This window comes from Vibrio sp. 1F279 (genome assembly GCF_041439815.1).
Classification (GTDB): Bacteria; Pseudomonadota; Gammaproteobacteria; order Enterobacterales; family Vibrionaceae; genus Vibrio; species Vibrio tasmaniensis_A.
Genome location: NZ_JBGOOU010000010.1, coordinates 1 through 24,764 on the forward strand (window position 1 = coordinate 1; position 24,764 = coordinate 24,764).

A 24,764-nucleotide genomic window follows, 5' to 3' on the forward strand; every position below is an offset into this window, starting at 1 on the left:
CCGATAGTACCAACGTTTACGTGCGGTTTCGTACGTTCAAATTTTTCTTTAGACACAATCGTGTTCCTTCCTAGTTATGATTCGCCACGTTCATTATTGAGCGAGACGCGCCAGAAATTGCTATTTTATGCGCCAACTCTCGTTAGCGCAATATTTGGACGCATTGTTCTTTCAAAAAATGAAAAAAATGCGTCCCTTTTGTTTAACCACGCTCTGCAATGATTGCATTAGCAACATTTTTTGGCACTTCAGCGTACTCACTAAACTCCATAGAGTAAGAAGCACGACCTTGTGTCGCAGAACGTAAATCAGTTGCGTAACCGAACATGACAGACAACGGAACTTGTGCACGAATTATCTTCAGGCCAGCTGTCCCCTCGTCCATACCTTCGATGATGCCGCGACGACGGTTAATATCGCCAACAACGTCACCCATCCAGTCTTCTGGAGTAGTTACTTCAACTTTCATCATAGGCTCAAGCAAAACTGGTTGCGCTTCTAGTGCACCTGTTCTGAAAGCCATAGAGGCAGCGATTGTAAACGCCATCTCACTTGAATCTACTTCATGGTAAGAACCATCATATAGTGTAGCTTTGATATCCAAAACTGGATAGCCCGCTAATACACCATTGTTCATTTGCTCTTCAACGCCTTTAGCGACAGAGGTAATGAACTCTTTTGGCACGATACCATTGGCAATTTCATCTACGAAGACAAAGCCTTCACCGGCTTCTGATGGTTCCAGTTTCAGCCACACGTGACCGTACTGTCCTTTACCACCATGTTCGCGGATAAATTTACCTTCAGCTTTCGCTGTACCACGAATGGTTTCACGATAAGCAACTTGCGGATTACCAACGTTGCAGTTCACACTGAATTCACGCTTCATGCGGTCAACGATGATATCTAAGTGCAGTTCACCCATACCAGAGATTAGTGTCTGGCCAGTCTCGTCATCCGTTTCAACACGGAACGATGGATCTTCTGCCGCTAGCTTACCTAACGCGATAGTCATTTTATCTTGATCAGCTTGAGAGCGAGGCTCTACAACGATCTGAATAACTGGATCTGGGAATTCCATACGTTCAAGAACAATTTTATGGTTCTGATCACATAGAGTTTCACCAGTAGTAACATCTTTAAGGCCGATAATGGCTGCGATGTCACCTGCTCGTACTTCTTTTACTTCTTCACGCTTGTTTGAGTGCATTTGAACAATGCGCCCTAAACGTTCACGTTGTTTCTTCACAGAGTTGTAAGCTGTTTTACCGCTTTCAACAACACCAGAGTAAACACGGATGAAAGTTAAAGTACCAACAAATGGGTCTGTTGCAATTTTAAATGCTAGCGCTGAGAACGGTTCTTTGTCGTCTGCATGACGCTCTGCTTCGTTCTCGTCTTCGTCGATACCTTTAATTGCAGGTACATCGACTGGAGAAGGAAGGAAGTCAACAACTGCATCTAGAACAGCTTGTACACCTTTGTTTTTGAATGCACTACCACATGTAGCAAGTACGATTTCATTATTAAGGGTACGAGTACGAAGACCTTGTTTGATTTCAGCTTCTGTTAGTTCACCTTCTTCAAGGTACTTATCCATCAGCTCTTCATTTGCTTCTGCAGCAGCTTCAACAAGTTCTGTACGATATTCTTCAGCCATTTCTTGCATGTCTGCAGGAATATCTTCGTACGTGAAAGTCATGCCTTGGTCAGCTTCATTCCAGTTAATCGCCTTCATCTTGATAAGATCGACAACGCCTTGGAAGTTTTCTTCAGCACCAATGTTCAGTTGAATTGGAACAGGAGTTGCGCCTAGGCGATCCTTGATCTGTTCAACTACACGCAAGAAGTCTGCGCCTGTACGGTCCATTTTATTAACGAAAACCATACGTGGAACTTGGTACTTATCAGCTTGACGCCATACAGTCTCTGACTGAGGTTCAACACCAGATGAGCCACAGAACACAACAACTGCACCATCAAGCACACGCAGAGAACGTTCTACTTCGATTGTGAAGTCAACGTGCCCCGGAGTGTCGATGATATTAATACGGTGGTCAGAGTACTGAGCTTCCATACCACGCCAAAACGTAGTAGTTGCTGCTGAAGTGATCGTAATACCGCGCTCTTGCTCTTGCTCCATCCAATCCATGGTTGCTGCACCATCGTGAACTTCGCCGATTTTGTGAGAAAGACCGGTATAGAACAGAATACGTTCACTTGTGGTTGTTTTACCTGCATCTACGTGAGCAACGATACCGATATTACGGTATTGCTCAATAGGAGTTTTACGAGCCACGGTTGAATCCTCTTATTAGAGACTTAGGGACTATTGCTATGTCTAGATTATGCGTTAAAAGCGATACTTCGCTAAAAAGTGCTTGCCCTAGAAATAGCAATAGTTCCTAGCATAAGCATAGGAACTAAAGAAGTGCTGCAAGGAAACTTGCAGCACTAAAAAGGTATTACCAGCGGTAATGTGCGAACGCTTTGTTTGCGTCAGCCATACGGTGAACGTCTTCACGTTTCTTAACCGAAGTACCTTTGTTCTCAGACGCATCTAGCATTTCAGCAGCTAGGCGTTGAGCCATAGATTTTTCACCACGCTTACGCGCAGCTTCAACTACCCAACGCATAGCAAGAGCGTTACGGCGAACCGGACGAACTTCTACAGGTACTTGGTAAGTTGAACCACCCACACGGCGAGATTTAACTTCTACCGCTGGACGAACATTTTCAAGAGCTTCTTCAAATACAGCTAAGTGATCTTTACCAGATTTCTCAGCCATAACTTCTAGTGCAGTGTAAACAATCTTCTCTGCAGTAGATTTTTTTCCGTCAACCATAAGGATGTTAACGAATTTTGCCAGCAGCTCAGATTTGAACTTAGGATCTGGAAGGATCTTACGCTGGCCTATTACGCGACGACGTGGCATGGAATTTCTCCGTTGTCTTCTTCAGGTTTTTTCCAAAACTTTTCAGAATAATAAATAAATAGTGTTTGGCCTTACTTAACGCTTTCTTTTAAAAAAAAGACGCATTAAGACTTAGGACGTTTCACACCATACTTAGAACGACCTTTCTTACGGTCGTTAACGCCTGCACAGTCAAGTGCACCGCGAACAGTGTGGTAACGCACACCTGGTAAATCTTTAACACGACCACCACGGATAAGAACAACACTGTGTTCTTGAAGGTTATGACCTTCGCCGCCGATGTATGAAGTAACTTCAAAGCCGTTAGTTAGACGAACACGACATACTTTACGTAGTGCTGAGTTCGGTTTTTTTGGAGTAGTAGTATATACGCGAGTACATACACCACGTTTTTGTGGGCACGCTTCTAGTGCAGGCACGTTGCTTTTAACAACCTGCTTTACACGAGGAGTACGTACCAACTGGTTAATAGTTGCCATTAACTAGCTCCTGATTTACTTGAAAGTAAGCTTGATGAAAAATCTAGCCCTATTACACATAGTGTAAATAGGGACGCAAAATTCTATTCAGCAGTGGGATGTGTGTCAAGAAATATACAGATCTTTTTTAGCCGTCTAGAGCTCAGGATGGTCTTTTTTTAACCACACTGATAAAATGCAGCTACCAAGTGACTGATTTGTCGTTCAAAACAGTCAGTTTTACGAATCCATCGAAGTCCACTTGATCCAGAGAGCTTGAAGCAAGTTGTTGTAGACCTCGACTATAAAGATCTGTTTTTAATACCGACACATGTTTAACGGTTGAGATTTGATTGAATAACTCATGATTTGGAAGGCAAACATACACCGCATCTTCAACCAAAAGGATGTGATCCTGTTGTTGCGAGTACGCTAATGCAAGCTTGAGTTTGTCTACTGATTTTACAATATGAAGCATAACGTTCCCTAGAAAGTCAGTATTTTTTTGCTCTGAGCTAACTTCTGCGTCAACTCATTCACTTCTAGCGCAGTCACATCGATCAGTAAGCTATCAGTCGAGAGACCAAACTGATTGAGGCTATGTTGACACACGTAAACCTGCTCGATGTCGTAGAGGTCCATAAGCTTGAATGCAGAAATATAGTCACGTGATAAGGATTCATCAGGCTGTTGCGCTTTGAGAAGCTGTGTAACGCCATCACCGACAAAGAATACGCTGATGTCTTCACTGTAAGCTGAAGCCGCTAACAATGCGTCTAGCCCTTCCCTACCTGCAGCCGTTGTATGAGGAAAGCTGTTAAATATAAATGCTAATGTGCTCAAAACTGGACAACCCTATCTTGCGTCAGAAGTGCTTCAGATAAACTCCCTAAGCCAGCTTGGGTAAACCCTGTCGCCAAGTTAGATGCACTTAATTGATGTTGCGCCGCTTCTTCAGTGCTGATAACTCCACGCCTTAGCGCAGCAGCAACACATGTCTCTAAGCTAACATTGTGCTCGTCCGCCAGTTTTTGCCAAGCGGCAGCTAAATCAAATTCATCATTAGCAGGCACAGTAATGCCAGAGCCATTACTGACGCCGTCTTGATAGAAGAACACACTGTGAAGTTTGTGGCCCTGTTTCAATAGAGCCACAGCAAACTGATAAGCACTTCTTGCGGATTGTGAGCCGTAAACGGGTCCATTAACTAAGAGTGTATAGCTTAACAACCCTCTTCATCCTCTGTTTTACGTTGACGGATGTACAAGTACACTGTGTGCTTAGAGATATTCAATCGCTCAGCAACGCGGTTAATCGCGTCTTTGATGTCGAAAATACCTTTGTCGTATAGCTCCATCACGATTTGGCGATTTTTGGTGTTGTTCGATACAGATTTGTCTGCATTGATTTCTTCAATCGTGCGTTCAACCGTTTGGTCGACAAGTTCTTCAACGTCACTAGCAAAGTTAACAGATGACGCTGCTTCGTCCGCGTCTTGCGTAGGCATGAAAGATTGCAGCACTTGTGAGAATGGCGCATCTAAGTTCACGTTAATACACAGTAAGCCAATCACTCGGTCTTCACCATTGCGGATAGCAACCGTGATCGACTTCATTAGTACCCCGCCTTTAGCGCGAGTAAAATATGAACGAGAGAAGTTACGCTTAGAACCTTCAATATCTTTCAACATCTTCAATGCAAGATCGGTGATTGGCGAACCAACCTGACGGCCTGTATTTTCACCATTGGCAATTTTAATCGCAGATGTATTGAGGTCTTCTAAAGAGTGTAAAACGATTTCACAAAACGGACCGATCAGACTCGCAATACCATCAACTACGGCCTCATAAGATCTTAAGATAATTTTATCGTGTTCACTGAATGGCATGACATGGACTGATTCCATTTCGAGTAACATGTCCGCATTGACTGTTTCTGTAGTAGTCACTTATTCCTTACCTTCGTGTGAAAAATCAACAAATTTATGTAAGTTTATCAGAAAATTTTAATTGCACACCTAGCTAACATTGCAACTAGTGATTTAGAACAAGTTTAAAAATCAAATACTCATATTCAAGTCATAAAAAAAGCCTAACTTAAAGTTAGGCTTTTTATTCAATCAACGTATTTTAGTACGAGGCTTTTAACCGATATTATTGTGCAGGAGCTGCTTCAGCGTTATCGATATTTAGTAGTTCTACTTCGAATACTAGCGTTGAGTTAGCTGGGATAGTCGGTGTATCTTGCTCACCGTATGCTAGCTCTGGCGGGATAACGAACTTGTACTTAGAACCCACTTGCATCAATTGTACGCCTTCAGTCCAGCCTGGGATTACGCGGTTTAGTGGGAATGTTGCTGGTTCGCCACGATCGTAAGAGCTGTCGAACTGAGTGCCGTCTGTTAGCGTACCTTTGTAGTGTACTTGAACCGTATCAGTATCTTTTGGAGAAGCGCCTTCACCAGCCGTCATTACTTGGTAAAGTAGACCAGATTCAGTTTGCTTAACGCCTTCAGTTTTAGCGAACTCAGCGCGGAAGTCATCACCCGCTTTCTTCACTTCGGCAGACTTTTCTGCCGCTTGTGCTTGCATCGTTTCAGCAACACGCTTGTCTAGAGCTTCAAGAGCTGCACGAGTCTCTTCTTCGTTAAGTGCCGTCTTCTCTGCGAATACGTCTTCGATACCTTGAAGAACCATCGCTTTGTCTAGGTTAATACCTAGCTCGCTTGGCTTATCAATGCTTGTGCTTAAGTAGTTAGCGAAAGATACACCGATTGCGTATGCCGCTTTGTCATCTTCTGTTTTAAAGTTTACTGCTGCAACTTTAACTTCTTCTACCTGTGGAGCTTCTGCCTTTGGTTCTTCTTTCTGACAACCAACTGCTAGCATAACCGTTGCGGCAAGCAGTGATACTTTTAAAACTGATTTCATTGAATTCTCCAATTAATGGCCAAGCCATTGGTTATTGTGCACAAATCTAATGATTAGATTGGTGTGAATACGTTAGTTATAACAATATACTAGTCATATGTCTTTCGACACAAACCGGATTATTGGATGTGATGCGAATATTTTTCCACTCATTGCTATGTACGATTGTCATCACCTTGTTAAATGGCTGCTTTTTCTTCCAAGATGATGACCAACGCTGGGAAATTGAACCCAACGGCGCCACCAGCTTTGCCCTAAGTAGAGATGGTCGCTTCGCGCTGCTCTACTCGCAGCAAAAACAGCTGCTCCTTTGGGATCTTGCCCAAAACAAAGAACTGGCTCAACTTGGTCCACAAGATCAATCCGAAAATCAAGTATCGCGTATTCGCATCTCTGACAATGGTCGCTTTGCCATTACCGCCAGTCAGATGAATTTCGCCGTTTGGGACTTATCTTGGACACAAGCTGAAGGGCTATGGTCGATTTCCGATGGCTTAATTCGCGATGTTGATATCTCTAGCAACGGTGAAAAAGTCCTGCTGGGCCTATCTAATGGCAAAGCTATCTATGTGGACTTAGTCACCGGACGCCGTCTGGAGTTCCTCGCTCACCGAGAAAAAGTTAATTCCGTCTCCCTATCTTCGAATGGGCGCTACGCATTATCAGGTGGTAACGACTATAAAGCTTACCTTTGGGATACCGAATCAGGCTTGGTATTGCGTACATTCGAGCATGAACAAAGAGTCGTACGAGTTGCCTTACAACGAGATGGAGAGCTAGCTTTTACCTCCGATGGAGGGAATCAAGCGATGATCTGGGATCTTGAGACAGGTGAACCTCAAGCTCAATTACAGAGCTGGTCTCGACAGCTAATTTTCTCCAGTGCTCGCTTTTCTGATGACGGCAGTATGTTGGTAACAGGTACGCCATCTAGCCAAGTGAGCGTGTGGAATACTCAAGATGGTAAACGCATTTCTCGCCACGACGCCGAGCCATTAAAAGATGCTCGCCCTCCTCGTGCGGTAGTGTATGATGCAGCCTTTGATGATAAGAACCGTGTGATATCGGGCACCTCTGCGGGCATTGCCCAAGCTTGGAATGTGGATTAAGAACGATGACAGAAAAGCGAGTTGAACAATTAGAAAGCCGCGTGAATGACCTAGAATGTCAGTTGGCTTTCCAAGAGCAAACCATTGAAGAACTTAATGAAGCGCTTAGCCAACAACAGATGTTGATCACGAGAATGCAAGACCAGATGAAGTTCGTGGTTGGCAAAGTAAAAAATATGGATGGCTCAAACCTCGCTGACGCATCAGAAGAGACGCCACCCCCACACTATTAAGTGCGGTTTAAAGATAACGAATTAATTCTAGCGACGCATATCGTTAGTTTCTCGTCCTCAATGTGTAAACACATTTCAGGACGGGACATAGAAAACTAAAAGGGCGACAGATACTTATCTGTCACCCTTTTGTTTGTTTAATCTGCGCTAATTCAACTAAAGTCAGTTAAGCCAATACAAACTTAGTCATCGGCATAAATTTTCACTTCCACGCAGCCATTAGTATCAACACTCGCACGGTACATTCCTGAACTGTTCATACCGAAATGAATATCACCTTGTCCATCGATAGCAATCAAGCCGCCTTCGCCACCCATGGTTTTCAGTTCACCTTGAATGATGTGTTCACAAGCCGTATGCACATCTTCCTTGAGATAACGCATTCTTGCCGCCACATCACTGGCAACCATCTTTCTAAGGAAGAACTCCCCCATGCCTGTTGTTGAAACGGCCACGTTGCCATTTTCAGCAACAGTGCCTGCACCGATGATTGGAGAATCTCCCACACGACCGTATTTTTTATTGGTTACGCCACCAGTGCTGGTTGCGGCTGCTAAGTTTCCGGCTTGGTCTAATGCGACCGCGCCAACCGTGCCGTACTTTTTATCATCTGGATATTTATCTGCTTGCTCTTCATCATATTTCGCTTCAGACAAAGCAAAAATACCTTTCTCTTTCATCGACTGAAGTTGGTCATAACGACGCTCAGTAAAGAAGTAATCTTGCTCGGTGAAAGTATGGTCATGCTCAAACGCAAACTTCTCGGCGCCTTCACCAATCAGCAGCACATGGTCGCTTTTAAGCATCACATCACGCGCAAGCTCAATTGGATTTTTGATATGGCGGACACCGGCAATAGCCCCCGCATCCATTTCACGACCGTGCATCACAGAAGCATCCATCTCAACAAATTCATCATGAGTCAGAACCGAACCTTTACCTGCATTAAAATGCGGACTGTCTTCCATCACTTTAACCGATGCAACCACTGCATCCAGAGCGTCACCACCCGATTGCAACACTTGATAGCCGGCTAAAACAGACTTTTCCAAAGCCTCGGTAATACCCGTTTTTAATTCATCGCTCATTTGCTCTCGTAAGATGGTGCCTGCACCACCATGAATGGCAATTGAAAAAGGCTGTGACATGCGAACTCTCCACTGACGTCGTCTTATAATGTTGTGCTATCAATACCACATCCATGGTTTGATGTCTGATAGCGAAAACCAAACTATTTACGAACGCTTAGATTTGCGGACACTAAGATTTACTGACATTTAGTTTGGTAGATGAAAAGCCAACTCAAAAAGCTAGCACCCTAAACGAAAAAAACCTCCACAAGGGAGGCTTTCAATATTCTTAAACTAAACCGTTAATTCGGTATTAGTGAGAACCACAGCTACCGCCGCCGCAGCAGCCGTCTTTTTTCTCTTCAGCGTGGTCATGGCCTTCGCCACCACAGCAACCACCTTCGTGATCATGATCGTGGTCGTGACCGCCACAGCCGCCTTCTTGGTGTACGTGACCGTGTTGAACTTCTTCTTCAGTCGCTTCACGAACCGCTACAACTTCAACGTCAAACGTTAGAGTTTGGCCAGCTAGCATGTGGTTACCGTCAACAACAACTTCGTCGCCATCTACTTCAGTAACTTCAACTGGGATTGGACCTTGGTCAGTATCCGCTAGGAAACGCATGCCAACTTCGATTTGCTCAACACCTTGGAATACGTCTGCAGGAACACGTTGAACTAGGTCATCGTTGTGCTCGCCGTAAGCGTCTTCTGGAGTAACAGTTGCTGAGAACTTGTCGCCAGCGACTTTGCCTTCAAGCTCTTTTTCAAGACCTGTAATTAGGTTGTTGTGACCGTGAAGGTAATCTAGTGGAGCTTCTGCAGTTGATTGGTCAACTACTACGCCATCTTCAAGTTTCACTTGATATGCAACACTAACTACTACGTTCTTTTCAATTTTCATGAGAGCTCCAAGGAGGTTTGGACTAAGCTCGAACAGTTGAGCTTAGGAAAAATTCTGTACCCGGATATTATGGGGATCAATTGACGAAACTCAATCACTCAGGCTTAAAAATACCGATCATTTCTTGATTCGCGTGTTCAGATTTCTCTACAGTTTTCGGTTTACGCTGTTCTGTGAAGTCACAATCGACACATTCCACCAACTCGATATTATTTTCAATCCACCAGCGGAGTGTGTCTTGAGTCTTGCAGCTTGGGCAGCTCGCTCCTGCGATAAAGCGTTTTTTCTGTTTCACGTTGATATCCTTTACTACTCTGGATTCGCAGTTCTTCCCATCTAGATCTATTAAAGACAAAGCAGAGACCACGTTTATTATTAGATTAGTTATCTAGACTTTTATTTCTATAGCTCAAGCATTAGTTATCACTTCAAGCTACTGCCAATAGTTTCGAGATTGGTGATCGTTTTCCATCTCGTGTCCAAAAATCTCTTCAAGCTCTTTGCGAGCCTCTTTCGCTCTTTGGGCTAACTCGGCATCTTCGTTATGCTGAGGCAGCAACTCTTTCAGCATACCATTATCCAGTTTCCTAAAGTGTGCTTCTGCTCGCTTCGCTTTATATGGATGCATGCCAAGTTCGGTCAATGTTTGACGACCTAAATCTAATGCCCCAAGGAAGGTTTCACGCGAGTAGTTGCTCACACCGTGGTTAAGTAATTGATACGCTTCAACACGGCTTCGAGCACGCGCTAAAATCTTTAACTGTGGGAAATGCTGCTTACACAAATCGACGGTCTTCATGATTTCATCAGGAGAATCGGTACATAACACAATGGCTTCTGCCTTGTCAGCTCCCGCAGCTCGTAATAGTTCAAGGTGAGTCGAGTCACCGTAAAATACCTTGTAGCCGAACTTCCTAAGGATATGTATTTGGCTGGCATCACTTTCAAGGACGGTGATACGAATCTTGTTGGCATACATCAGACGACCAATGATCTGACCGAAACGACCAAAGCCTGCAATAATCACTCGAGGGCTACGATCAACCACATCCGAAGACATCGCACTTTCACTGATTTGATTAAGCTGACGCGCAAAGAATCGGTCTTGCAGCTTAAGCATCAATGGCGTGGTCACCATAGAAAGGCTCACAACCACCAGTAAGAACGACACTTGGTCGCCGCTTAAGATGCCTTGTGCACTCGCCGCGGTAAAAATAACGAAGGCAAACTCACCACCTTGGCTAAGGATCATCGCCATTCGGCTGCGCGCTTTAGCTTGAGTGCCGAAGATACGATCCAGCGCATACAGCACCAAACCTTTCAATATGACCAGAGACGACACTGCGATAAGTATTGCGAATGGGCTTTCTGCCAATAAACCTAGGTTTACTGCCATACCCACAGAGATAAAGAACAGACCAAGCAGTAACCCTTTGAATGGGTCAATCGCAATTTCTAACTCGTGTCGATATTCACTTTCAGCCAGAAGTACGCCCGCCAAGAAAGTACCTAATGCCATCGACAAACCAATCTGCTGCATGATGACGGCAATACCAATCACCAATAACAGCGCTGCTACCGTGAACAACTCACGCACACCGCTCATGACTACATATCGGAACAGTGGTCTCAACAAGAAGTGACCACCGACAAGCAAGCCAATCACACCGCCTAGCATCCATAACATGTCAGCCCAACTGCCGCCCGTATTACCCGCAAGCAAAGGCAGCATCGCCAACATAGGGATTACGGCAATATCTTGGAAAAGTAATACCGCAAAGCCTGACTGCCCCGCTTCTTTGCCACCAAGCTCTCGCTCTTCAATAACACGCAAGGCAATAGCGGTCGAAGACAAAGCTAAACCCATACCGATGACTAAGCTAGTTTGCCAAGTTAAACCAAACATACACGCGATGGCGGTAATAATCAGAGTGGTGATCAGCACTTGCGCGCCACCGAGTCCTAGAATGGGGGCTCGCATCTGCCACAGTTTTTTCGGATTAAGTTCGAGACCAATCAAGAAGAGCAGCAGTACCACCCCGAATTCGGAGAAGTGTAGAATCGCCTCTACATCACTGATTAAACCAAGCCCCCATGGGCCAATCGCCACACCCGCTAATAAGTAACCGAGTACCGACCCTAATCCAGCGCGCTGTGCGATAGGAACCGCAACCACAGCAGCTGCTAAAAATATAACGCTACTTTGTAGAAAATCGTTAGTCAGAGCCATCATTCGCTCCTATATCTTGTAGCGGGTCTCGCAACCAATTTCGATACGCTTCTGCGTGTTGGTAACGCGTCATATCGGTGACATTTCGTGCCCAATGTAAAACCAAAGGGGATATCCAGTGCATCTGACACAAAGCAGCAGTTAGCTCGAATGGTTGCAAAATCTCTTGTAATGGATATTTATTATAGCCTGCGGCACCAAACGCCTCTTCTTTACCACCGGTAGTAATCACACTGCGCCAGTGTTTACCTTTAAGCGCACTTTGCTCACCAAACGCAAAACCCTTGCCTAATACTCGGTCAAACCACTCTTTAAGCAGTGATGGGCAGGAATACATAAACAAAGGGTGTTGGAACACGATCACATCATATTCAAGCAGCAATGCATGCTCAGAAGGCACATCAATAAAGAAGTCAGGATAGATGGCGTAGAGATCGTGGACTTTGACATTCCCAAGCGACTCTATCTTTTTAACCATGATCTGGTTAGCGATAGAGGTTTGCGGCTCTGGGTGCGCATAGATGACCAGCACCTTTGGCACGGGGTTGTCTGTCGAGGGAGTATTACTCATTCCTTTGAAACATTCCTTTGAAGGCTAAACGGTGGCAAGGCCACAAGAATTTAAGCAAAAGTTACTAATATGTTATTGGCATCATAACGCAAATTGCATTGTGATCGACTTTTATCTGGTTTCAGCCTACTATGCAGGCGTCTGTTCACCTCTAATTTCTATGCTATTTCAATTATGATTACTTTCTCTGATATTCAATTGCTACGCGGCGGTAAGCCACTCCTCGACCAAGCATCTGCGACTTTTCACCCTGGCGACAAGATCGGTTTGGTTGGTAAGAATGGCTGTGGTAAATCTACGCTGTTCGCCCTAATTAAGGACGAACTGTCTATTGATGCTGGCTCATTCAGTAAACCAGCCCATTGGGAAATGGCTTGGGTTGCTCAAGAAACACCTGCATTAGAAAGAACAGCAATTGAATACGTGATTGATGGCGACCGTGAATACCGTGGCCTTGAAGATCAACTTGAGAAAGCTGAACAAGCCGACAACGGCACATTAGTCGCAGAGATCCATGGCAAGATTGAAACCATTGGTGGTTATAGCATCAAGGCACGCGCGGCTGAGCTGTTAGACGGCCTGGGCTTTCGCCAAGAACAAATGACATGGAACCTGACTCAATTTTCAGGGGGTTGGCGTATGCGTTTGAACCTAGCGCAAGCCCTACTGTGTCGCAGTGACCTACTGTTACTCGATGAGCCAACCAACCACTTGGATTTAGACGCTGTAATGTGGCTAGAACGCTGGTTACAAAACTACCCAGGCACACTCGTTCTTATCTCACACGATAGGGACTTCTTGGATCCTATCGTCAACCGCATCGTGCATGTTGAAAATCAACTGCTCAATGAATACACAGGTAACTACTCGTCGTTCGAAACCCAACGAGCGCAAAAGCTAATTCTGCAACAAGCGATGTACCAAAAGCAGCAGAAACAAATGTCGCACATGCAGAGCTACATTGACCGTTTCCGTTATAAAGCTTCAAAAGCTCGCCAAGCGCAAAGCCGTATTAAAGCGCTAGAGAAAATGGAACAAGTACTGCCCGCTCAGTTTGACAACCCTTTCAGCTTTGAATTTAGAGAACCAGACGCACTACCAAACCCAATCATGATGATGGACGAGGTCTCTGCAGGTTACGATGACAATCTGATTCTAGAGAAGATTCGCCTAAACCTAGTACCGGGCAGCCGTATTGGTTTGCTTGGTCGAAATGGTGCAGGTAAATCGACGCTGATTAAGCTGCTTTCAGGTGAACTGAAACAACAAGGTGGCGAGCTAAGCTATTCGCAAGGCGTTAAAATGGGTTACTTTGCCCAACACCAATTAGAGACGCTGCACCCGGAAGAGACACCACTTCAGCACATGATGCAGATTGCGCCAAAACACACCGAGCAACAACTGCGTGACTACCTAGGTAGCTTTGGCTTCCAAGGTGAAAAAGCGCTCGATAAAGTGGCACCGTTCTCTGGTGGTGAAAAAGCGCGTTTAGTTTTGGCGCTACTGGTATGGCAAAAACCGAACCTGTTGCTACTCGATGAACCAACCAACCACTTGGATCTCGATATGCGTCAGGCACTAACGTTTGCATTGCAGACGTTTGAAGGCGCGATGGTTATCGTATCGCACGACCGCTACCTACTTCGTGCCACTACTGATGATTTATACCTTGTACACGACCGTCAAGTTGCACCGTTTGATGGTGACCTTAGCGATTACTACAAGTGGCTAACCGAACAACAGAAAGTTGAGCGAAAAGAAGCACAAGCATTGGCACCAGCAAAAGATGGCGCCAACAGTGCAGCAGCAAAAAAAGATCAGAAACGTAAAGAAGCAGAGTTCCGGAAACTAACGGCACCCATTCGTAAAAAGCTGACTCAATTTGAAAAGCAGATGGATAAATTAACGTTGGCTCTTGAAGAAGCCGAGCAAGAATTATCCGATACTTCACTGTATGAAGCTGAAAATAAGGCTAAACTGAATAAAGTACTCGCTCTACAAGCGAGCAGTAAGTCACAGCTAGAAGAAGTTGAAATGGATTGGATGTCCACTCAAGAAGAGCTTGAGCAGATGGAACTGGATATGGATAGCTTATGAGCCCAGAGCACGCACCAATATCACTAACACTGGAACGACTATGGCAATTTAGCCTTCAGTATTACAGTGTGCGCGGTGTTAAGGATGCGTGCTTAGCTTTGCAAAACCAATTCCATGGCAACGTCAATCTACTGCTGCTTCTCAAATGGCTTGATGAGCAGCAACTCTCTTTCGCTGAGGAGGAGTGGCACAAGGTGCAACAATGCTTAAGTCGCTCTGAAACCTTGCTTCATAGTTATCGAGAGCTGCGTAAACACCTCAAAGCACACGTTGTTGATTCACTCTACCGTGAAGCCTTACAATTTGAGCTGCAGCTTGAGAAACAACAGCAATCCGATCTCGTCGACTGCATTAAGTCTCTTCAACTTACTGCGAACCAACAATCACCGCTCGCTTTGCAGTACTGTCGTTTATTAGGGGCGGAAAATCTCTACGACGCTTTTTCTGAACCAGCACCACAGCCCTAACGCATTTCCTTTTCCTTTTATTCAATCAAGCTCCAAGCTTAACTGCGCTCTCTCGCTACCATGATCGCATGCTGACTAAAACACATTTGGGGGAGTCTTTAATACGCCCAACCTTGATATTATTCAACCAGTTACCCATCGCCTGTTTTGGTCGATCATATCAGTGAAACCCTTGCACTTATGCTAAGAATCAACCAAGCTCAAATAAAAACGTGGGCGTTTCGCTAAAAGCTCAACACTTTATCAAAGCCCATAAAAGAAGCATGGACTGTTTTTATGACAATATTTACCGCTGCCGCTGGCCTATCGAATCCACATTTACAAACCTTAGTGCCAAGATTTATTAGAAAGCAGGCGTTGTTTGCTCCTCAATGGCAGACCTTAGAAACTCCCGACGGCGATTTCCTAGACCTTGCATGGAGTGAATCGCCAGACAGTGACACGCCAAGCAATGATGATAAAAGTAACAAGCCAATATTCGTTCTATTCCACGGATTAGAAGGGAGCTTTGAGAGCCCTTACGCCAACGGGCTGATGAATGCATTTGCTAAAGATGGTTGGCTATCAGTGATGATGCACTTTAGAGGTTGCAGCGGAAAACCAAATCGCTTGGCTCGTGCATACCATTCAGGTGAAGTTGAAGATGCGCGCTTTTTCCTAAGGCATCTGCACGCGCAGTTCCCCAACAACCCCAAAGTTGCAGTTGGTATCTCTTTGGGTGGTAACATGCTGGCGAATTATTTGGCTGAGTATGCAGACGACCCATTGCTGTCGGCGGCGACCATAGTATCAGCTCCATTTGACTTGGCTTGTTGTTCTAGTCGCATTGAGCAGGGCTTCTCCAAGCTCTATAAGAAGTATCTACTCAACTCTCTAAAATCAAACGCCTTGAAAAAAGTTAACCTGCTACAGGAAAAGCTGGGGGTCACAGCGGAAACCATTAAGAAGATCACCAAACTGTATGAGTTTGATGAACAAATTACGGCGCCTCTGCATGGGTTCAAAAATGCCCAAGATTATTATGCACAATGCTCCGCACTGCCTAAACTCAAGAAGATCAAACTACCAACTCAGATCATTCATGCCAAGGACGATCCTTTCATGACCGATGATGTGATTCCAAAGTTCGTTCTGCCTGATAACATCGATTATCGACTGTTTCAAAAAGGCGGTCATGTGGGGTTCATTACTGGCAGCACACTCAAGCCAAGATTTTGGTTAGAAGAAGCATTACCCGCCTACTATGAAAGTCTACAAGATTCGGCATAATGACGAGCCTTAGTAAATAGCAGTAAAGATATTACTAAGCTCACTCATTTCTACAACAATAAACCTATCCATGAACATAAAAGAGAGAAGTATTTATGATCATCCCGTGGCAAGACATTGCGCCAGAGACACTGGAAAACCTCATCAAAGAATTCGTACTGCGTGAAGGTACAGACTATGGTGACGTAGAAGTTTCACTGCAAAACAAAATTGACCAAGTGAAACATCAATTAGCCTCAGGAGAAGTGAGTATCGTGTTTTCTGAACTGCATGAAACCGTTGATATTCAAGTCACAAAACGCTTCTAAGCTGCGCTCATAAAGGAGCCGTGTTATAGTGGTAAACGATTGCTAACAAGTAAGTTACTCAAAAGACAAGGGTTGTCATGTCCGCTAAACATCCAATTATTGCGGTGACGGGTTCATCTGGAGCCGGCACCACCACTACCTCAGAAGCCTTCCGAAAAATGTTCAATATGATGGACGTGAAGGCAGCTTGGGTTGAAGGGGATAGTTTCCATCGCTTCACTCGACCAGAGATGGATGTCGAGATCCGTAAGGCGCGCGAGCAAGGTAAGCACATCAGCTACTTTGGTCCACAAGCTAACGATTTTGGTGCATTAGAAGATTTCTTCCGTCAATACGGCAATGAAGGCACGGGAAAAGTCCGTAGCTATCTGCATACCTTCGATGAAGCCGTGCCTTACAATCAAATGCCCGGCACCTTTACGCCATGGCAAGAGATCCCTGAAAACTCGGATGTGATGTTCTACGAAGGTCTTCACGGTGGCGTAGTCGATGGTGACATCAATGTTTCTCAACACGTCGATCTGCTTATCGGCATGGTACCTATCGTAAACTTGGAGTGGATCCAGAAATTCGTTCGTGACACACGCGATCGTGGTCACTCTCGCGAAGCGGTGATGGATTCTATTGTTCGCTCAATGGATGATTACCTTAACTACATTACCCCGCAGTTTTCGCGTACTCATATCAACTTTCAGCGTGTCCCTACCGTAGATACATCAAATCCACTGAATGCAAAAGGGATCCCAAGTTTAGACGAAAGCTTCGTGGTTATACGTTTGCGCGGCATCAAAAACGTCGATTTCCCTTACCTGTTGGCTATGATTGATGGCTCATTTATGTCACGTCATAACACGCTTGTGGTGCCAGGAGGTAAGATGAGTTTTGCTATGGAGCTCATTGTAAGGCCAATTCTACAACAACTAATCGAAACCGGGAAAATAGGCTAACAAAACAACATTCTGGTTGATTACTTTTCATACCGTGATCATGTGCACAATTTTGCGTAAAAAATCGTAGCTTGGTCACGATTAAAATCAAGAAATAGTACCTGAAAAAGGATACTATTCTTAAACGAAACACAAGATAGCTTGCAGCACTCAACGAGTGCTCTTATCCTAGCTAGGTCAATTCAGGCTTAGCTAAAATATGGAAAGCGGCAAGCATACCCTGCAGAGGAAGTAAGATATTATGGTTCTAGGTAAACCCCAAACCGATCCAACATTAGAGTGGTTCCTTTCACACTGTCATATTCATAAGTACCCTTCAAAAAGTACTTTGATTCATGCTGGTGAAAAGGCAGAGACCTTGTACTACATCGTTAAAGGTTCTGTGGCAGTTCTTATCAAAGACGAAGAAGGTAAGGAAATGATTCTTTCTTACCTAAACCAAGGCGACTTCATCGGTGAGCTTGGCTTGTTCGAAGAAGACCAAGAGCGTACTGCATGGGTTCGTGCAAAATCTCCTTGTGAAGTAGCTGAGATTTCTTTCAAGAAATTCCGTCAACTTATCCAAGTGAACCCAGATATTCTAATGCGTCTTTCAGCGCAAATGGCAAACCGTCTACAAGTAACTAGCCAAAAGGTTGGTGACTTAGCGTTCCTTGACGTAACAGGTCGTATCGCTCAAACGCTACTAAACCTAGCAAAACAGCCAGATGCAATGACTCACCCTGACGGCATGCAAATCAAGATCACTCGTCAAGAGATTGGCCAGATTGTTGGTTGTTCTCGTGAGACCGTAGGTCGTATCTTGAAGATGCTAGAAGAGCAGAACCTAATTTCTGCACACGGTAAGACTATCGTGGTATACGGCACTCGTTAATCTCGATTAACTGAGCCAAAAATTTGAAAGCCATCAAATGCGAATTTGGTGGCTTTTTTATTTTCTAAATATCTAGAGAACAGATGCGGAAGCAAAGTTAGAAATCGGACTTCACTATTCTAAAGTATCTCGAAGCGAAGCGTACCCGCACCTCTAGGGCAAAGCCCGTGCTCGTACCTTTCTTTAACCGTTGGTGCTTTCAAAGATCTTGTCAGCTGATGCCGCAACAAATCCGGTATAAAGCTCACCATTGGCCACCGCATAACGCTTAGCAAACTCATAGAAGCCTCCAGGAATCATCTCATTGCCTTCAACAAATGAAACTGGGACTTTGTCTGCCATGGTTGATGATTGCTCTAATAAGACCTCTGGAGAGCCTTTCACCTCACCACCTGACGCATTGATAGTGAATCCCGACTCATTCAGATAGTCATTCACGGCCTGCACTTCATCAAACTTATTTAACTGGTTCACACTCACCGTAAAGTGGTTTGCACCGTAGCCATGAGCTGCGAGCCAAGAAGCGTATTCACTCTCTTTTGCTAGTACTTGGAAATCTGCGAAATTCAAATCCCAAAGACGACCACCAAACAAGAATTCATGACCTTGAAGCTTACTTGCGTCAACTTGCTCAACCAACTTAGCAACGATCTGTTGCAGGTCACTTGAACACTCTTCTACCTTCAACTCACTAATGAACACTTTTGGTTGGTTTGGATCTGGGTGCTCGTAGTGCTTAGCCACTAGCTTCTTGCTCTCAAATAAGTAATCGCCACACGCCTTGTAACCTAATTCAAGGAAAGGTTTAGCCAATGTTTCAATACCTAGCGGTGCAACATTGAAAGTTCGCAGTGCAATATGATCATTAATCAGGGCTTCGTCTTCTTTCAGCAGATGATGAACTTTCTCAGCCGATGGGCAAAGCCTGTGAATGTAATCGTCCCATAGTGATTTAAAGAGTAGATCGGGCGTCATGGTGACTCCTTGTCAGAGGTTCTAGCAAGCTAGTAATTTGGATTAGAGAGGGAGAGGCTGGACACAGAGTCAGCAGCCATCAGCCTGTGACATACTTGTTCTATTATTATCTACCGCCCAATCTAGGTGTTGGACGTGATGGAAAAAGGAAGCGATAACACCACTTCCTTATTACACAATTAACCAATGAATCTGTTATTCATGAACCTAGAGCTCATAAGCTTGTGATTCATCAAGTTATAGCTTAAAAGCCAAAACTACAGCTCAATACCTGGGCTAAACGTAGCTGGTAGTTGAGTCTCACCACCTTCCATTGACGCCATAGGGTAAGCACAGTAGTCAGCCGCGTAGTAAGCACTTGGGCGTAGGTTGCCTGAAGCACCAGGACCACCAAATGGTGCATCACCACTTGCGCCTGTTAGCTGGCGGTTACGGTTAACAATGCCCGCACGGATATGGTCAACGAAGTATTCCCACTCTGAATCGTCTGTTGAAACTAAGCCTGCAGACAAACCAAAACGTGTGTCATTAGCCAGTTCAACCGCTTGCTCTAGTGACTGGTAACGAACCACTTGCAGTAATGGACCGAAATACTCTTCATCTGGCAGTTCGGCAATGTTGGTTGCATCGATAATCCCCGGAGAAACAAACGCCGCTTCGCCCGCTTTTGCTTCAACTAGGCTTACACCACCGAGTGATTGCAGATTAGCTTGCGCGTCCAGAATGAACTTAGCCGCAGCTTCGGAGATTTGTGGTCCCATGAAGGGTGCAGGCTCAGCGAATGGCTGATCAACACGAATCTTCAAGGTAGCCGCAACGAGCTTATCGAGCAGTTGATCACCCTTCTCGCCAACAGGAACATACAAACGACGCGCACATGTACAACGTTGACCAGCACTGATGAAAGCCGATTGGATAATGGTATAAACCGTCGCGTCAGCATCACCAAATTGGTCACTGATTACCATAGGGTTGTTGCCACCCATCTCTAGCGCCAGCATCTTGCCCGGTTGACCTGCGAATTGACGGTGAAGGATATGACCGGTATTAGCACTGCCCGTAAATAGCACGCCATCAAGACCTTTAGCATCGGCTAGTGCGATACCTGTCTCTTTAGCGCCTTGCACTAGGTTGATCACGCCGGCTGGAAGGCCAGCTTCTTGCCATAGCTTCATCGCAAACTCACCAGTCCAAGGTGTCTGCTCTGACGGCTTAAATACCACGGTATTACCCGATAGCAGTGCTGGAACAATATGACCATTAGGTAGGTGACCAGGGAAATTGTAAGGGCCAAATACCGCCATAACGCCTAATGGACGATGACGCAGTACGATTTGGTTACCTGCCGCTTCACGCGAAGCTTCACCAGTACGTTCGTGATATGCACGAATAGAGATAGCGATCTTGCCCGCCATCGCGCCCGCTTCAGTACGAGTTTCCCAAATCGGTTTACCCGTCTCTTTTGCAATAATCTGTGCTATCTCTTCGCTGTTCTCTTTTACCTTCTCAGCAAAGTTCAACACGATCGCTTCACGCTCTGCAAAGCTCAGTTTCTTCCAAACTAAGAACGCATCACGAGCCGCTGCTACTGCAGATTCAACCTGCGCTGGTGTTGCACTATCGCCTTGCCACACGACTTCATTGTTGTATGGGCTTACTGATGTCATGGCGTCGCCTTGACCTGCCACCCACTGTCCTGCTATCCACTGAGTCATACTTCTATCCTTAAAATCTTCGACAGATAATCGCCGCTCTTATTGAGCCAACATACGAACGAATTCGCCTTCTTTTACTTCAAGAGCGCTTGCTACTTCAGATGATAAAATCACTGTGTCGCTTGCTTGGTCATACGCGCCTTTCGCGGCTACTGCGCGGAAGTTCTCAAATGAGGTATTACCAATTAGGAAGTCTTTAGAGCTGGAGTGCTCTGCAATTTTCACCTGAGCTCGAATCGCATGACGCACTGATTCAATGTTTCTTAAATCACACTCAACCGTTGGGCCTGCATCAAAGATGTCGACATAACCACGGTTAGTGAAACCTTCACGTTCCAACAGCTTAAGTGCTGGGCGTGTATTATCATGTACCTCTCCAATCACCGCCTGAGCTTCTTTGCTCAGTAGGTTCACGTAGATAGGCAGCTTTGGCATTAGGTCAGCAATGAAGCCTTTCTTACCGATACCAGTGAGGTAATCTGCAAGCGTGAAATCAATTGAGAAGAAGTGCTCTTGCAGCCATTGCCAGAAAGGTGAGTTACCTTCCGCATCCGATACACCACGCATCTCAGCAAAAATCGTTTTCGAGAAACGCTCTGGGTGCTCAGACATGATCAGGAAGCGACACTTCGACATCAAACGACCATTCAATCCACCACGGAAAGCTGGACGCAAGAACAGTGTGCAGATCTCACTGCATCCGGTGTAGTTGTTACCGAAAGTCAGCAGCTTAACGACGTTATTCACGCCAAGCTTTTGCGATGAGTGAACCACTTTGCTGATGTGGTAAGAGTAAAACGGAACATCCCAGCCAATTGAGGCTTCGATGCCTGTGGTACCTGCGACTTCTCCCGTTTCAGTGTCGAAGCCAACCATTAGGTAGCCTTCATCACCGGGTTCAGTCACGTCTTGTTTGGCAAAACTGTATTCAGAGTGAGTAATTCGGTTAGTTAACAGTTCTTCGTTAACCGGAAGAGATGTGAATCCGTGACCAGATTCAACCGCGCAGGTATGCAGCGCATCGTAATCAGATAATTTTATTGGGCGAACAACTAGCATCAATATTCCCTCCAGATGCAAAACAGGCCCAAAACCAGAAGCTTGGGCCTTTAGCAGTACGTCATGGGATCGCTCTAATGGCGACCATCCTATGACGCCGCTCAGGCTAAACTAACATAGCGATTGCTTTGTCTAGTTTTGATAAACCTTCTTCAATTTCTTGTGTAGTAATAACCAGTGATGGTGTGAAACGAACCACGTTTGCACCCGCAACCAGTACCATCAAGCCTTGTTCACCTGCTGCTACTAGTACATCACGAGCACGACCTTGCCATGCTTCATTAAGCGCAGCGCCTAGCAATAGGCCTTTACCGCGAACTTCACTGAATATTTGGTATTTGTCGTTAATCTTAGCTAAACCATCACGGAATAGTGCTTCGCGTTCTTTCACGCCAGCCAACGTTTCAGGTTGGCTTACTACGTCAACAACGGCTTCAGCAACGGCACACGCCAGTGGGTTACCACCGTAAGTAGAACCGTGCGTACCGACTTTTAGGTGTGTTGCAAGTTCAGACGTTGTTAGCATTGCACCGATAGGGAAACCGCCACCTAGTGATTTCGCTGTGCTTAGGATGTCAGGTGTTACACCTAGACCTTGGTAAGCGTAAAAGTTACCGGTACGGCCATTACCTGTTTGCACTTCATCAAAGATAAGCAGCGCATTGTGTTTGTCACACAGTTCACGAACCGTGTTCACGAACTCAGATGTTGGAGAGATGATACCGCCCTCGCCTTGCAGAGGTTCCATCATGATTGCACATGTGCGATCTGAGATGTGCGCTTCTAGCGCGGCAATATCGTTGTAAGGCAGGTGAGTTACATCGCCCGGTTTAGGACCGAAGCCATCAGAGTAAGCCTCTTGACCACCCACAGTTACAGTAAAGAAAGTACGACCGTGGAAACCTTGTTTGAATGCAATGATTTCAGATTTCTCAGGACCGTGAACATCCGCTGCCCAACGACGAGCTAGCTTCAATGCGGCTTCGTTCGCTTCAGCACCAGAGTTGGCAAAGAATACTTTTTCTGCAAAACATACGTCTGTTAACTTCTTCGCTAGACGTAGTGCAGGTTCGTTGGTCATTACGTTACTTAAATGCCAAATCTTGTTTGCTTGCTCAGTAACTGCGTTAACCATTGCTGGGTGACAGTGACCCAAACAGCTCACAGCGATACCACCAGCAAAGTCGATATACTCTCGGCCTTGTTGGTCCCAAACGCGTGCGCCTTCCCCTTTTACTGGGATCATTTCCATTGGGTTATAACAAGGCACCATCACCTCATTAAACAGACTACGTTCTACTTTTTTTTCCACTGTCATCGTACATTCCTTCTCGATACCGCAAGCTTCGCAAATAAGCGTACTGGTTCATAAGTGAGACAAAGATATTTTCTCTCGCCACAATCCCGCTGCAGCATTATATTTACATTTAATTAACGTTTTCAATAGTAGATTATTCTTTAGCCATCCCTAACAACCAGCTAAACGTCACTACCTATGACTATTTATGCATCAATTAATCTGTTTTATGAAGCTTTTTTTACCTAAACGCATAACCAGTAATAGCAAAGCCTTACTGGCATTGCGGTATATAGGGTTCGAGACGAAATAAGGCGAATAATTTTGCATAGGCTAAAAACTTAGCCTGAAGAGAGAGAAATGTTATAAAAAGTGATCGGCGTCAGAGGAGTAAGAGACGCGTAGCGCCCGAATTTAAACGCTTAACGAATGGGGTAACAGGTTTAACTGGCTTATTTAGACGCAGAAAGAGTCAAATTTAAACACTCAGCGTGCTAGGAAGTTAGCGAGAAGCTGGTGTCCTTGCTCTGTTTTAATCGACTCAGGGTGAAATTGTACCGCATCGATCGGCAAGGTTTTGTGTTGATAACCCATGATTTCATCCATGCTGCCATCTTCGAATTCCGTCCAAGACGTCAGTTCAAAGCAGTCAGGTAGTGTGCCATTTTTCACCACTAGAGAATGGTAACGTGTCACGGTTAGAGGGTTGTTGAGCCCTTGAAAAACGCTCTTGCCATTGTGGCGGATTGGAGAGGTTTTACCGTGCATCACTTGTCTGGATCGCACTACTTCACCACCAAAGACTTGGGCAATGGCTTGATGGCCAAGACACACACCTAAGATTGGCAACTTACCCACGAAGTGTTCAATGACTTGCAGAGAGATTCCCGCATCATCTGGCGTACAAGGGCCTGGCGAGATAACAAGATGGCTAGGATTTAGCGCTTCAATACCCGCAATATCAATCTCATCGTTGCGAACAACTTTCACAGTGACCCCTAACTCACAGAAATACTGATACAAGTTATAGGTAAAAGAGTCGTAGTTATCGATGATAAGTAACATGGGTCGAAATCGTTTGCTAAATACTAAATGATTGGAAGATATAGGGGCGGTATTGTGCAATATAAAGCAAGAAAGGCAAGTGAAAATGATAAAAAGAAAATCAGCTTTCGCTGCCCTGATAACTTTACACTACAAATTCATAAACGTTACTGGCAATGAAGTCAGAGTGATCCACCTTGTCTTCTCAAGACATAGATGTCTCCCATCCCTGCCAAAGTTCCCATAAAAATTAAAACCTTATAAGTTGCGG

General features: G+C 45.1%; 26 protein-coding genes. 8 read left to right on the top strand and 18 right to left on the bottom strand.

The window, feature by feature from the left end; genetic code table 11:
- Window positions 1–202: 202 nt before the first annotated feature.
- The 8 genes from fusA to fkpA all read right to left on the bottom strand — a co-directional run bounded on the left by fusA (window position 203) and on the right by fkpA (window position 6,324).
- Window positions 203–2,299 carry an elongation factor G gene (gene fusA / locus ACED60_RS09550; protein ID WP_012604915.1) on the bottom strand — a complete coding sequence of 699 codons (2,097 nt, stop codon included), beginning with the start codon at window positions 2,297–2,299 and terminating at the stop codon, window positions 203–205.
- A 166-nt stretch (window positions 2,300–2,465) separates the two neighbouring features.
- Window positions 2,466–2,936 (bottom strand): 30S ribosomal protein S7, encoded by a 471-nt coding sequence (gene rpsG, locus ACED60_RS09555; protein ID WP_012604916.1) that lies wholly within the window; start codon window positions 2,934–2,936, stop codon window positions 2,466–2,468.
- 104 nt (window positions 2,937–3,040) lie between these two features.
- Window positions 3,041–3,415, bottom strand: coding sequence for a 30S ribosomal protein S12 (gene rpsL, locus ACED60_RS09560; RefSeq protein ID WP_012604917.1), 375 nt, complete (start codon window positions 3,413–3,415; stop codon window positions 3,041–3,043).
- A 181-nt stretch (window positions 3,416–3,596) separates the two neighbouring features.
- On the bottom strand, window positions 3,597–3,872 hold the full coding sequence (gene tusB / locus ACED60_RS09565; RefSeq protein WP_135382425.1) for a sulfurtransferase complex subunit TusB: 276 nt from the start codon (window positions 3,870–3,872) through the stop codon (window positions 3,597–3,599).
- Window positions 3,873–3,880: 8 nt separating this feature from the next.
- On the bottom strand, window positions 3,881–4,237 hold the full coding sequence (tusC, locus tag ACED60_RS09570; RefSeq protein ID WP_065679718.1) for a sulfurtransferase complex subunit TusC: 357 nt from the start codon (window positions 4,235–4,237) through the stop codon (window positions 3,881–3,883).
- Entirely contained in the window at window positions 4,234–4,623 is a 390-nt protein-coding gene (tusD, locus tag ACED60_RS09575) for a sulfurtransferase complex subunit TusD (protein WP_017103600.1), read from the bottom strand. The genes tusC and tusD overlap by 4 nt, the downstream gene beginning before the upstream one ends.
- The gene (locus ACED60_RS09580; protein ID WP_012604921.1) at window positions 4,617–5,342 is read right to left on the bottom strand and encodes a transcriptional regulator; all 726 of its coding nucleotides are present in this window, start codon (window positions 5,340–5,342) and stop codon (window positions 4,617–4,619) included. Before ACED60_RS09580 ends, tusD begins: the two co-directional genes overlap by 7 nt.
- 205 nt (window positions 5,343–5,547) lie before the next feature.
- Entirely contained in the window at window positions 5,548–6,324 is a 777-nt protein-coding gene (fkpA, locus tag ACED60_RS09585; protein ID WP_009848932.1) for an FKBP-type peptidyl-prolyl cis-trans isomerase, read from the bottom strand.
- A gap of 131 nt (window positions 6,325–6,455) precedes the next feature.
- On the opposite strand from fkpA, the gene ACED60_RS09590 reads away from it, so the two are divergent.
- Together ACED60_RS09590 and ACED60_RS09595 are read left to right on the top strand one after the other, a co-directional pair.
- The gene (locus ACED60_RS09590; protein ID WP_009848931.1) at window positions 6,456–7,433 is read left to right on the top strand and encodes a WD40 repeat domain-containing protein; all 978 of its coding nucleotides are present in this window, start codon (window positions 6,456–6,458) and stop codon (window positions 7,431–7,433) included.
- Between the two features lie 5 nt (window positions 7,434–7,438).
- Window positions 7,439–7,666, top strand: a complete 228-nt coding sequence (locus ACED60_RS09595; RefSeq protein ID WP_009848930.1) for a SlyX family protein — start codon at window positions 7,439–7,441, stop codon at window positions 7,664–7,666.
- Window positions 7,667–7,848: 182 nt separating this feature from the next.
- On the opposite strand, the gene ACED60_RS09600 is transcribed toward ACED60_RS09595, so the two are convergent.
- The 5 genes from ACED60_RS09600 to kefG all read right to left on the bottom strand — a co-directional run bounded on the left by ACED60_RS09600 (window position 7,849) and on the right by kefG (window position 12,441).
- Window positions 7,849–8,814 (bottom strand): isoaspartyl peptidase/L-asparaginase family protein, encoded by a 966-nt coding sequence (locus ACED60_RS09600; RefSeq protein WP_371727409.1) that lies wholly within the window; start codon window positions 8,812–8,814, stop codon window positions 7,849–7,851.
- Window positions 8,815–9,049: 235 nt separating this feature from the next.
- A complete protein-coding gene (gene slyD / locus ACED60_RS09605) occupies window positions 9,050–9,640 on the bottom strand; it encodes a peptidylprolyl isomerase (protein WP_009848928.1) in 591 nt (196 codons plus the stop codon).
- Window positions 9,641–9,734: 94 nt separating this feature from the next.
- The gene (locus ACED60_RS09610) at window positions 9,735–9,935 is read right to left on the bottom strand and encodes a YheV family putative zinc ribbon protein (protein WP_009848927.1); all 201 of its coding nucleotides are present in this window, start codon (window positions 9,933–9,935) and stop codon (window positions 9,735–9,737) included.
- Window positions 9,936–10,073: 138 nt separating this feature from the next.
- Window positions 10,074–11,870: a glutathione-regulated potassium-efflux system protein KefB gene (gene kefB, locus ACED60_RS09615; protein WP_371727410.1), complete on the bottom strand. Its 1,797-nt coding sequence runs from the start codon at window positions 11,868–11,870 to the stop codon at window positions 10,074–10,076.
- Window positions 11,857–12,441: a glutathione-regulated potassium-efflux system ancillary protein KefG gene (gene kefG / locus ACED60_RS09620; protein WP_009848925.1), complete on the bottom strand. Its 585-nt coding sequence runs from the start codon at window positions 12,439–12,441 to the stop codon at window positions 11,857–11,859. Before kefG ends, kefB begins: the two co-directional genes overlap by 14 nt.
- 174 nt (window positions 12,442–12,615) lie before the next feature.
- Here kefG and ACED60_RS09625 point away from each other — a divergent pair, with 174 nt between their 5' ends.
- The 6 genes from ACED60_RS09625 to crp all read left to right on the top strand — a co-directional run bounded on the left by ACED60_RS09625 (window position 12,616) and on the right by crp (window position 18,403).
- The gene (locus ACED60_RS09625; protein WP_017096560.1) at window positions 12,616–14,538 is read left to right on the top strand and encodes an ABC transporter ATP-binding protein; all 1,923 of its coding nucleotides are present in this window, start codon (window positions 12,616–12,618) and stop codon (window positions 14,536–14,538) included.
- A complete protein-coding gene (locus ACED60_RS09630; protein ID WP_009848923.1) occupies window positions 14,535–15,005 on the top strand; it encodes a TIGR02444 family protein in 471 nt (156 codons plus the stop codon). Before ACED60_RS09625 ends, ACED60_RS09630 begins: the two co-directional genes overlap by 4 nt.
- A 276-nt stretch (window positions 15,006–15,281) precedes the next feature.
- Window positions 15,282–16,274, top strand: coding sequence for a hydrolase (locus tag ACED60_RS09635; RefSeq protein ID WP_371727411.1), 993 nt, complete (start codon window positions 15,282–15,284; stop codon window positions 16,272–16,274).
- A gap of 95 nt (window positions 16,275–16,369) precedes the next feature.
- Window positions 16,370–16,582, top strand: coding sequence for a YheU family protein (locus ACED60_RS09640; protein WP_010435208.1), 213 nt, complete (start codon window positions 16,370–16,372; stop codon window positions 16,580–16,582).
- Between the two features lie 77 nt (window positions 16,583–16,659).
- The gene (locus ACED60_RS09645) at window positions 16,660–17,529 is read left to right on the top strand and encodes a phosphoribulokinase (protein WP_012604929.1); all 870 of its coding nucleotides are present in this window, start codon (window positions 16,660–16,662) and stop codon (window positions 17,527–17,529) included.
- Between the two features lie 241 nt (window positions 17,530–17,770).
- Entirely contained in the window at window positions 17,771–18,403 is a 633-nt protein-coding gene (gene crp, locus ACED60_RS09650; protein ID WP_004729651.1) for a cAMP-activated global transcriptional regulator CRP, read from the top strand.
- Between the two features lie 183 nt (window positions 18,404–18,586).
- On the opposite strand, the gene ACED60_RS09655 is transcribed toward crp, so the two are convergent.
- The 5 genes from ACED60_RS09655 to ACED60_RS09675 all read right to left on the bottom strand — a co-directional run bounded on the left by ACED60_RS09655 (window position 18,587) and on the right by ACED60_RS09675 (window position 24,514).
- Entirely contained in the window at window positions 18,587–19,378 is a 792-nt protein-coding gene (locus tag ACED60_RS09655) for a DUF1338 domain-containing protein (RefSeq protein WP_371727413.1), read from the bottom strand.
- A gap of 257 nt (window positions 19,379–19,635) precedes the next feature.
- On the bottom strand, window positions 19,636–21,093 hold the full coding sequence (gene astD / locus ACED60_RS09660; protein ID WP_012604932.1) for a succinylglutamate-semialdehyde dehydrogenase: 1,458 nt from the start codon (window positions 21,091–21,093) through the stop codon (window positions 19,636–19,638).
- Window positions 21,094–21,132: 39 nt separating this feature from the next.
- The gene (gene astA / locus ACED60_RS09665; RefSeq protein WP_029223029.1) at window positions 21,133–22,152 is read right to left on the bottom strand and encodes an arginine N-succinyltransferase; all 1,020 of its coding nucleotides are present in this window, start codon (window positions 22,150–22,152) and stop codon (window positions 21,133–21,135) included.
- A gap of 106 nt (window positions 22,153–22,258) precedes the next feature.
- The gene (locus ACED60_RS09670; protein ID WP_371727414.1) at window positions 22,259–23,470 is read right to left on the bottom strand and encodes an aspartate aminotransferase family protein; all 1,212 of its coding nucleotides are present in this window, start codon (window positions 23,468–23,470) and stop codon (window positions 22,259–22,261) included.
- Between the two features lie 465 nt (window positions 23,471–23,935).
- Window positions 23,936–24,514, bottom strand: coding sequence for an aminodeoxychorismate/anthranilate synthase component II (locus ACED60_RS09675; RefSeq protein ID WP_371727415.1), 579 nt, complete (start codon window positions 24,512–24,514; stop codon window positions 23,936–23,938).
- Between the last annotated feature and the right edge of the window lie 250 nt (window positions 24,515–24,764).

Bases quoted from the DNA above. Each gene is read 5' to 3' on its own strand.
- rpsG (WP_012604916.1), bottom strand. From the start codon at position 2,936: ATGCCACGTCGTCGCGTAATAGGCCAGCGTAAGATCCTTCCAGATCCT.
- rpsL (WP_012604917.1), bottom strand. From the start codon at position 3,415: ATGGCAACTATTAACCAGTTGGTACGTACTCCTCGTGTAAAGCAGGTT.
- tusB (WP_135382425.1), bottom strand. From the start codon at position 3,872: ATGCTTCATATTGTAAAATCAGTAGACAAACTCAAGCTTGCATTAGCG.
- fkpA (WP_009848932.1), bottom strand. From the start codon at position 6,324: ATGAAATCAGTTTTAAAAGTATCACTGCTTGCCGCAACGGTTATGCTA.
- ACED60_RS09590 (WP_009848931.1), top strand. From the start codon at position 6,456: ATGCGAATATTTTTCCACTCATTGCTATGTACGATTGTCATCACCTTG.
- ACED60_RS09595 (WP_009848930.1), top strand. From the start codon at position 7,439: ATGACAGAAAAGCGAGTTGAACAATTAGAAAGCCGCGTGAATGACCTA.
- ACED60_RS09600 (WP_371727409.1), bottom strand. From the start codon at position 8,814: ATGTCACAGCCTTTTTCAATTGCCATTCATGGTGGTGCAGGCACCATC.
- slyD (WP_009848928.1), bottom strand. From the start codon at position 9,640: ATGAAAATTGAAAAGAACGTAGTAGTTAGTGTTGCATATCAAGTGAAA.
- kefB (WP_371727410.1), bottom strand. From the start codon at position 11,870: ATGGCTCTGACTAACGATTTTCTACAAAGTAGCGTTATATTTTTAGCA.
- kefG (WP_009848925.1), bottom strand. From the start codon at position 12,441: ATGAGTAATACTCCCTCGACAGACAACCCCGTGCCAAAGGTGCTGGTC.
- ACED60_RS09625 (WP_017096560.1), top strand. From the start codon at position 12,616: ATGATTACTTTCTCTGATATTCAATTGCTACGCGGCGGTAAGCCACTC.
- ACED60_RS09630 (WP_009848923.1), top strand. From the start codon at position 14,535: ATGAGCCCAGAGCACGCACCAATATCACTAACACTGGAACGACTATGG.
- ACED60_RS09635 (WP_371727411.1), top strand. From the start codon at position 15,282: ATGACAATATTTACCGCTGCCGCTGGCCTATCGAATCCACATTTACAA.
- ACED60_RS09640 (WP_010435208.1), top strand. From the start codon at position 16,370: ATGATCATCCCGTGGCAAGACATTGCGCCAGAGACACTGGAAAACCTC.
- ACED60_RS09645 (WP_012604929.1), top strand. From the start codon at position 16,660: ATGTCCGCTAAACATCCAATTATTGCGGTGACGGGTTCATCTGGAGCC.
- crp (WP_004729651.1), top strand. From the start codon at position 17,771: ATGGTTCTAGGTAAACCCCAAACCGATCCAACATTAGAGTGGTTCCTT.
- ACED60_RS09655 (WP_371727413.1), bottom strand. From the start codon at position 19,378: ATGACGCCCGATCTACTCTTTAAATCACTATGGGACGATTACATTCAC.
- astD (WP_012604932.1), bottom strand. From the start codon at position 21,093: ATGACTCAGTGGATAGCAGGACAGTGGGTGGCAGGTCAAGGCGACGCC.
- astA (WP_029223029.1), bottom strand. From the start codon at position 22,152: ATGCTAGTTGTTCGCCCAATAAAATTATCTGATTACGATGCGCTGCAT.
- ACED60_RS09670 (WP_371727414.1), bottom strand. From the start codon at position 23,470: ATGACAGTGGAAAAAAAAGTAGAACGTAGTCTGTTTAATGAGGTGATG.
- ACED60_RS09675 (WP_371727415.1), bottom strand. From the start codon at position 24,514: ATGTTACTTATCATCGATAACTACGACTCTTTTACCTATAACTTGTAT.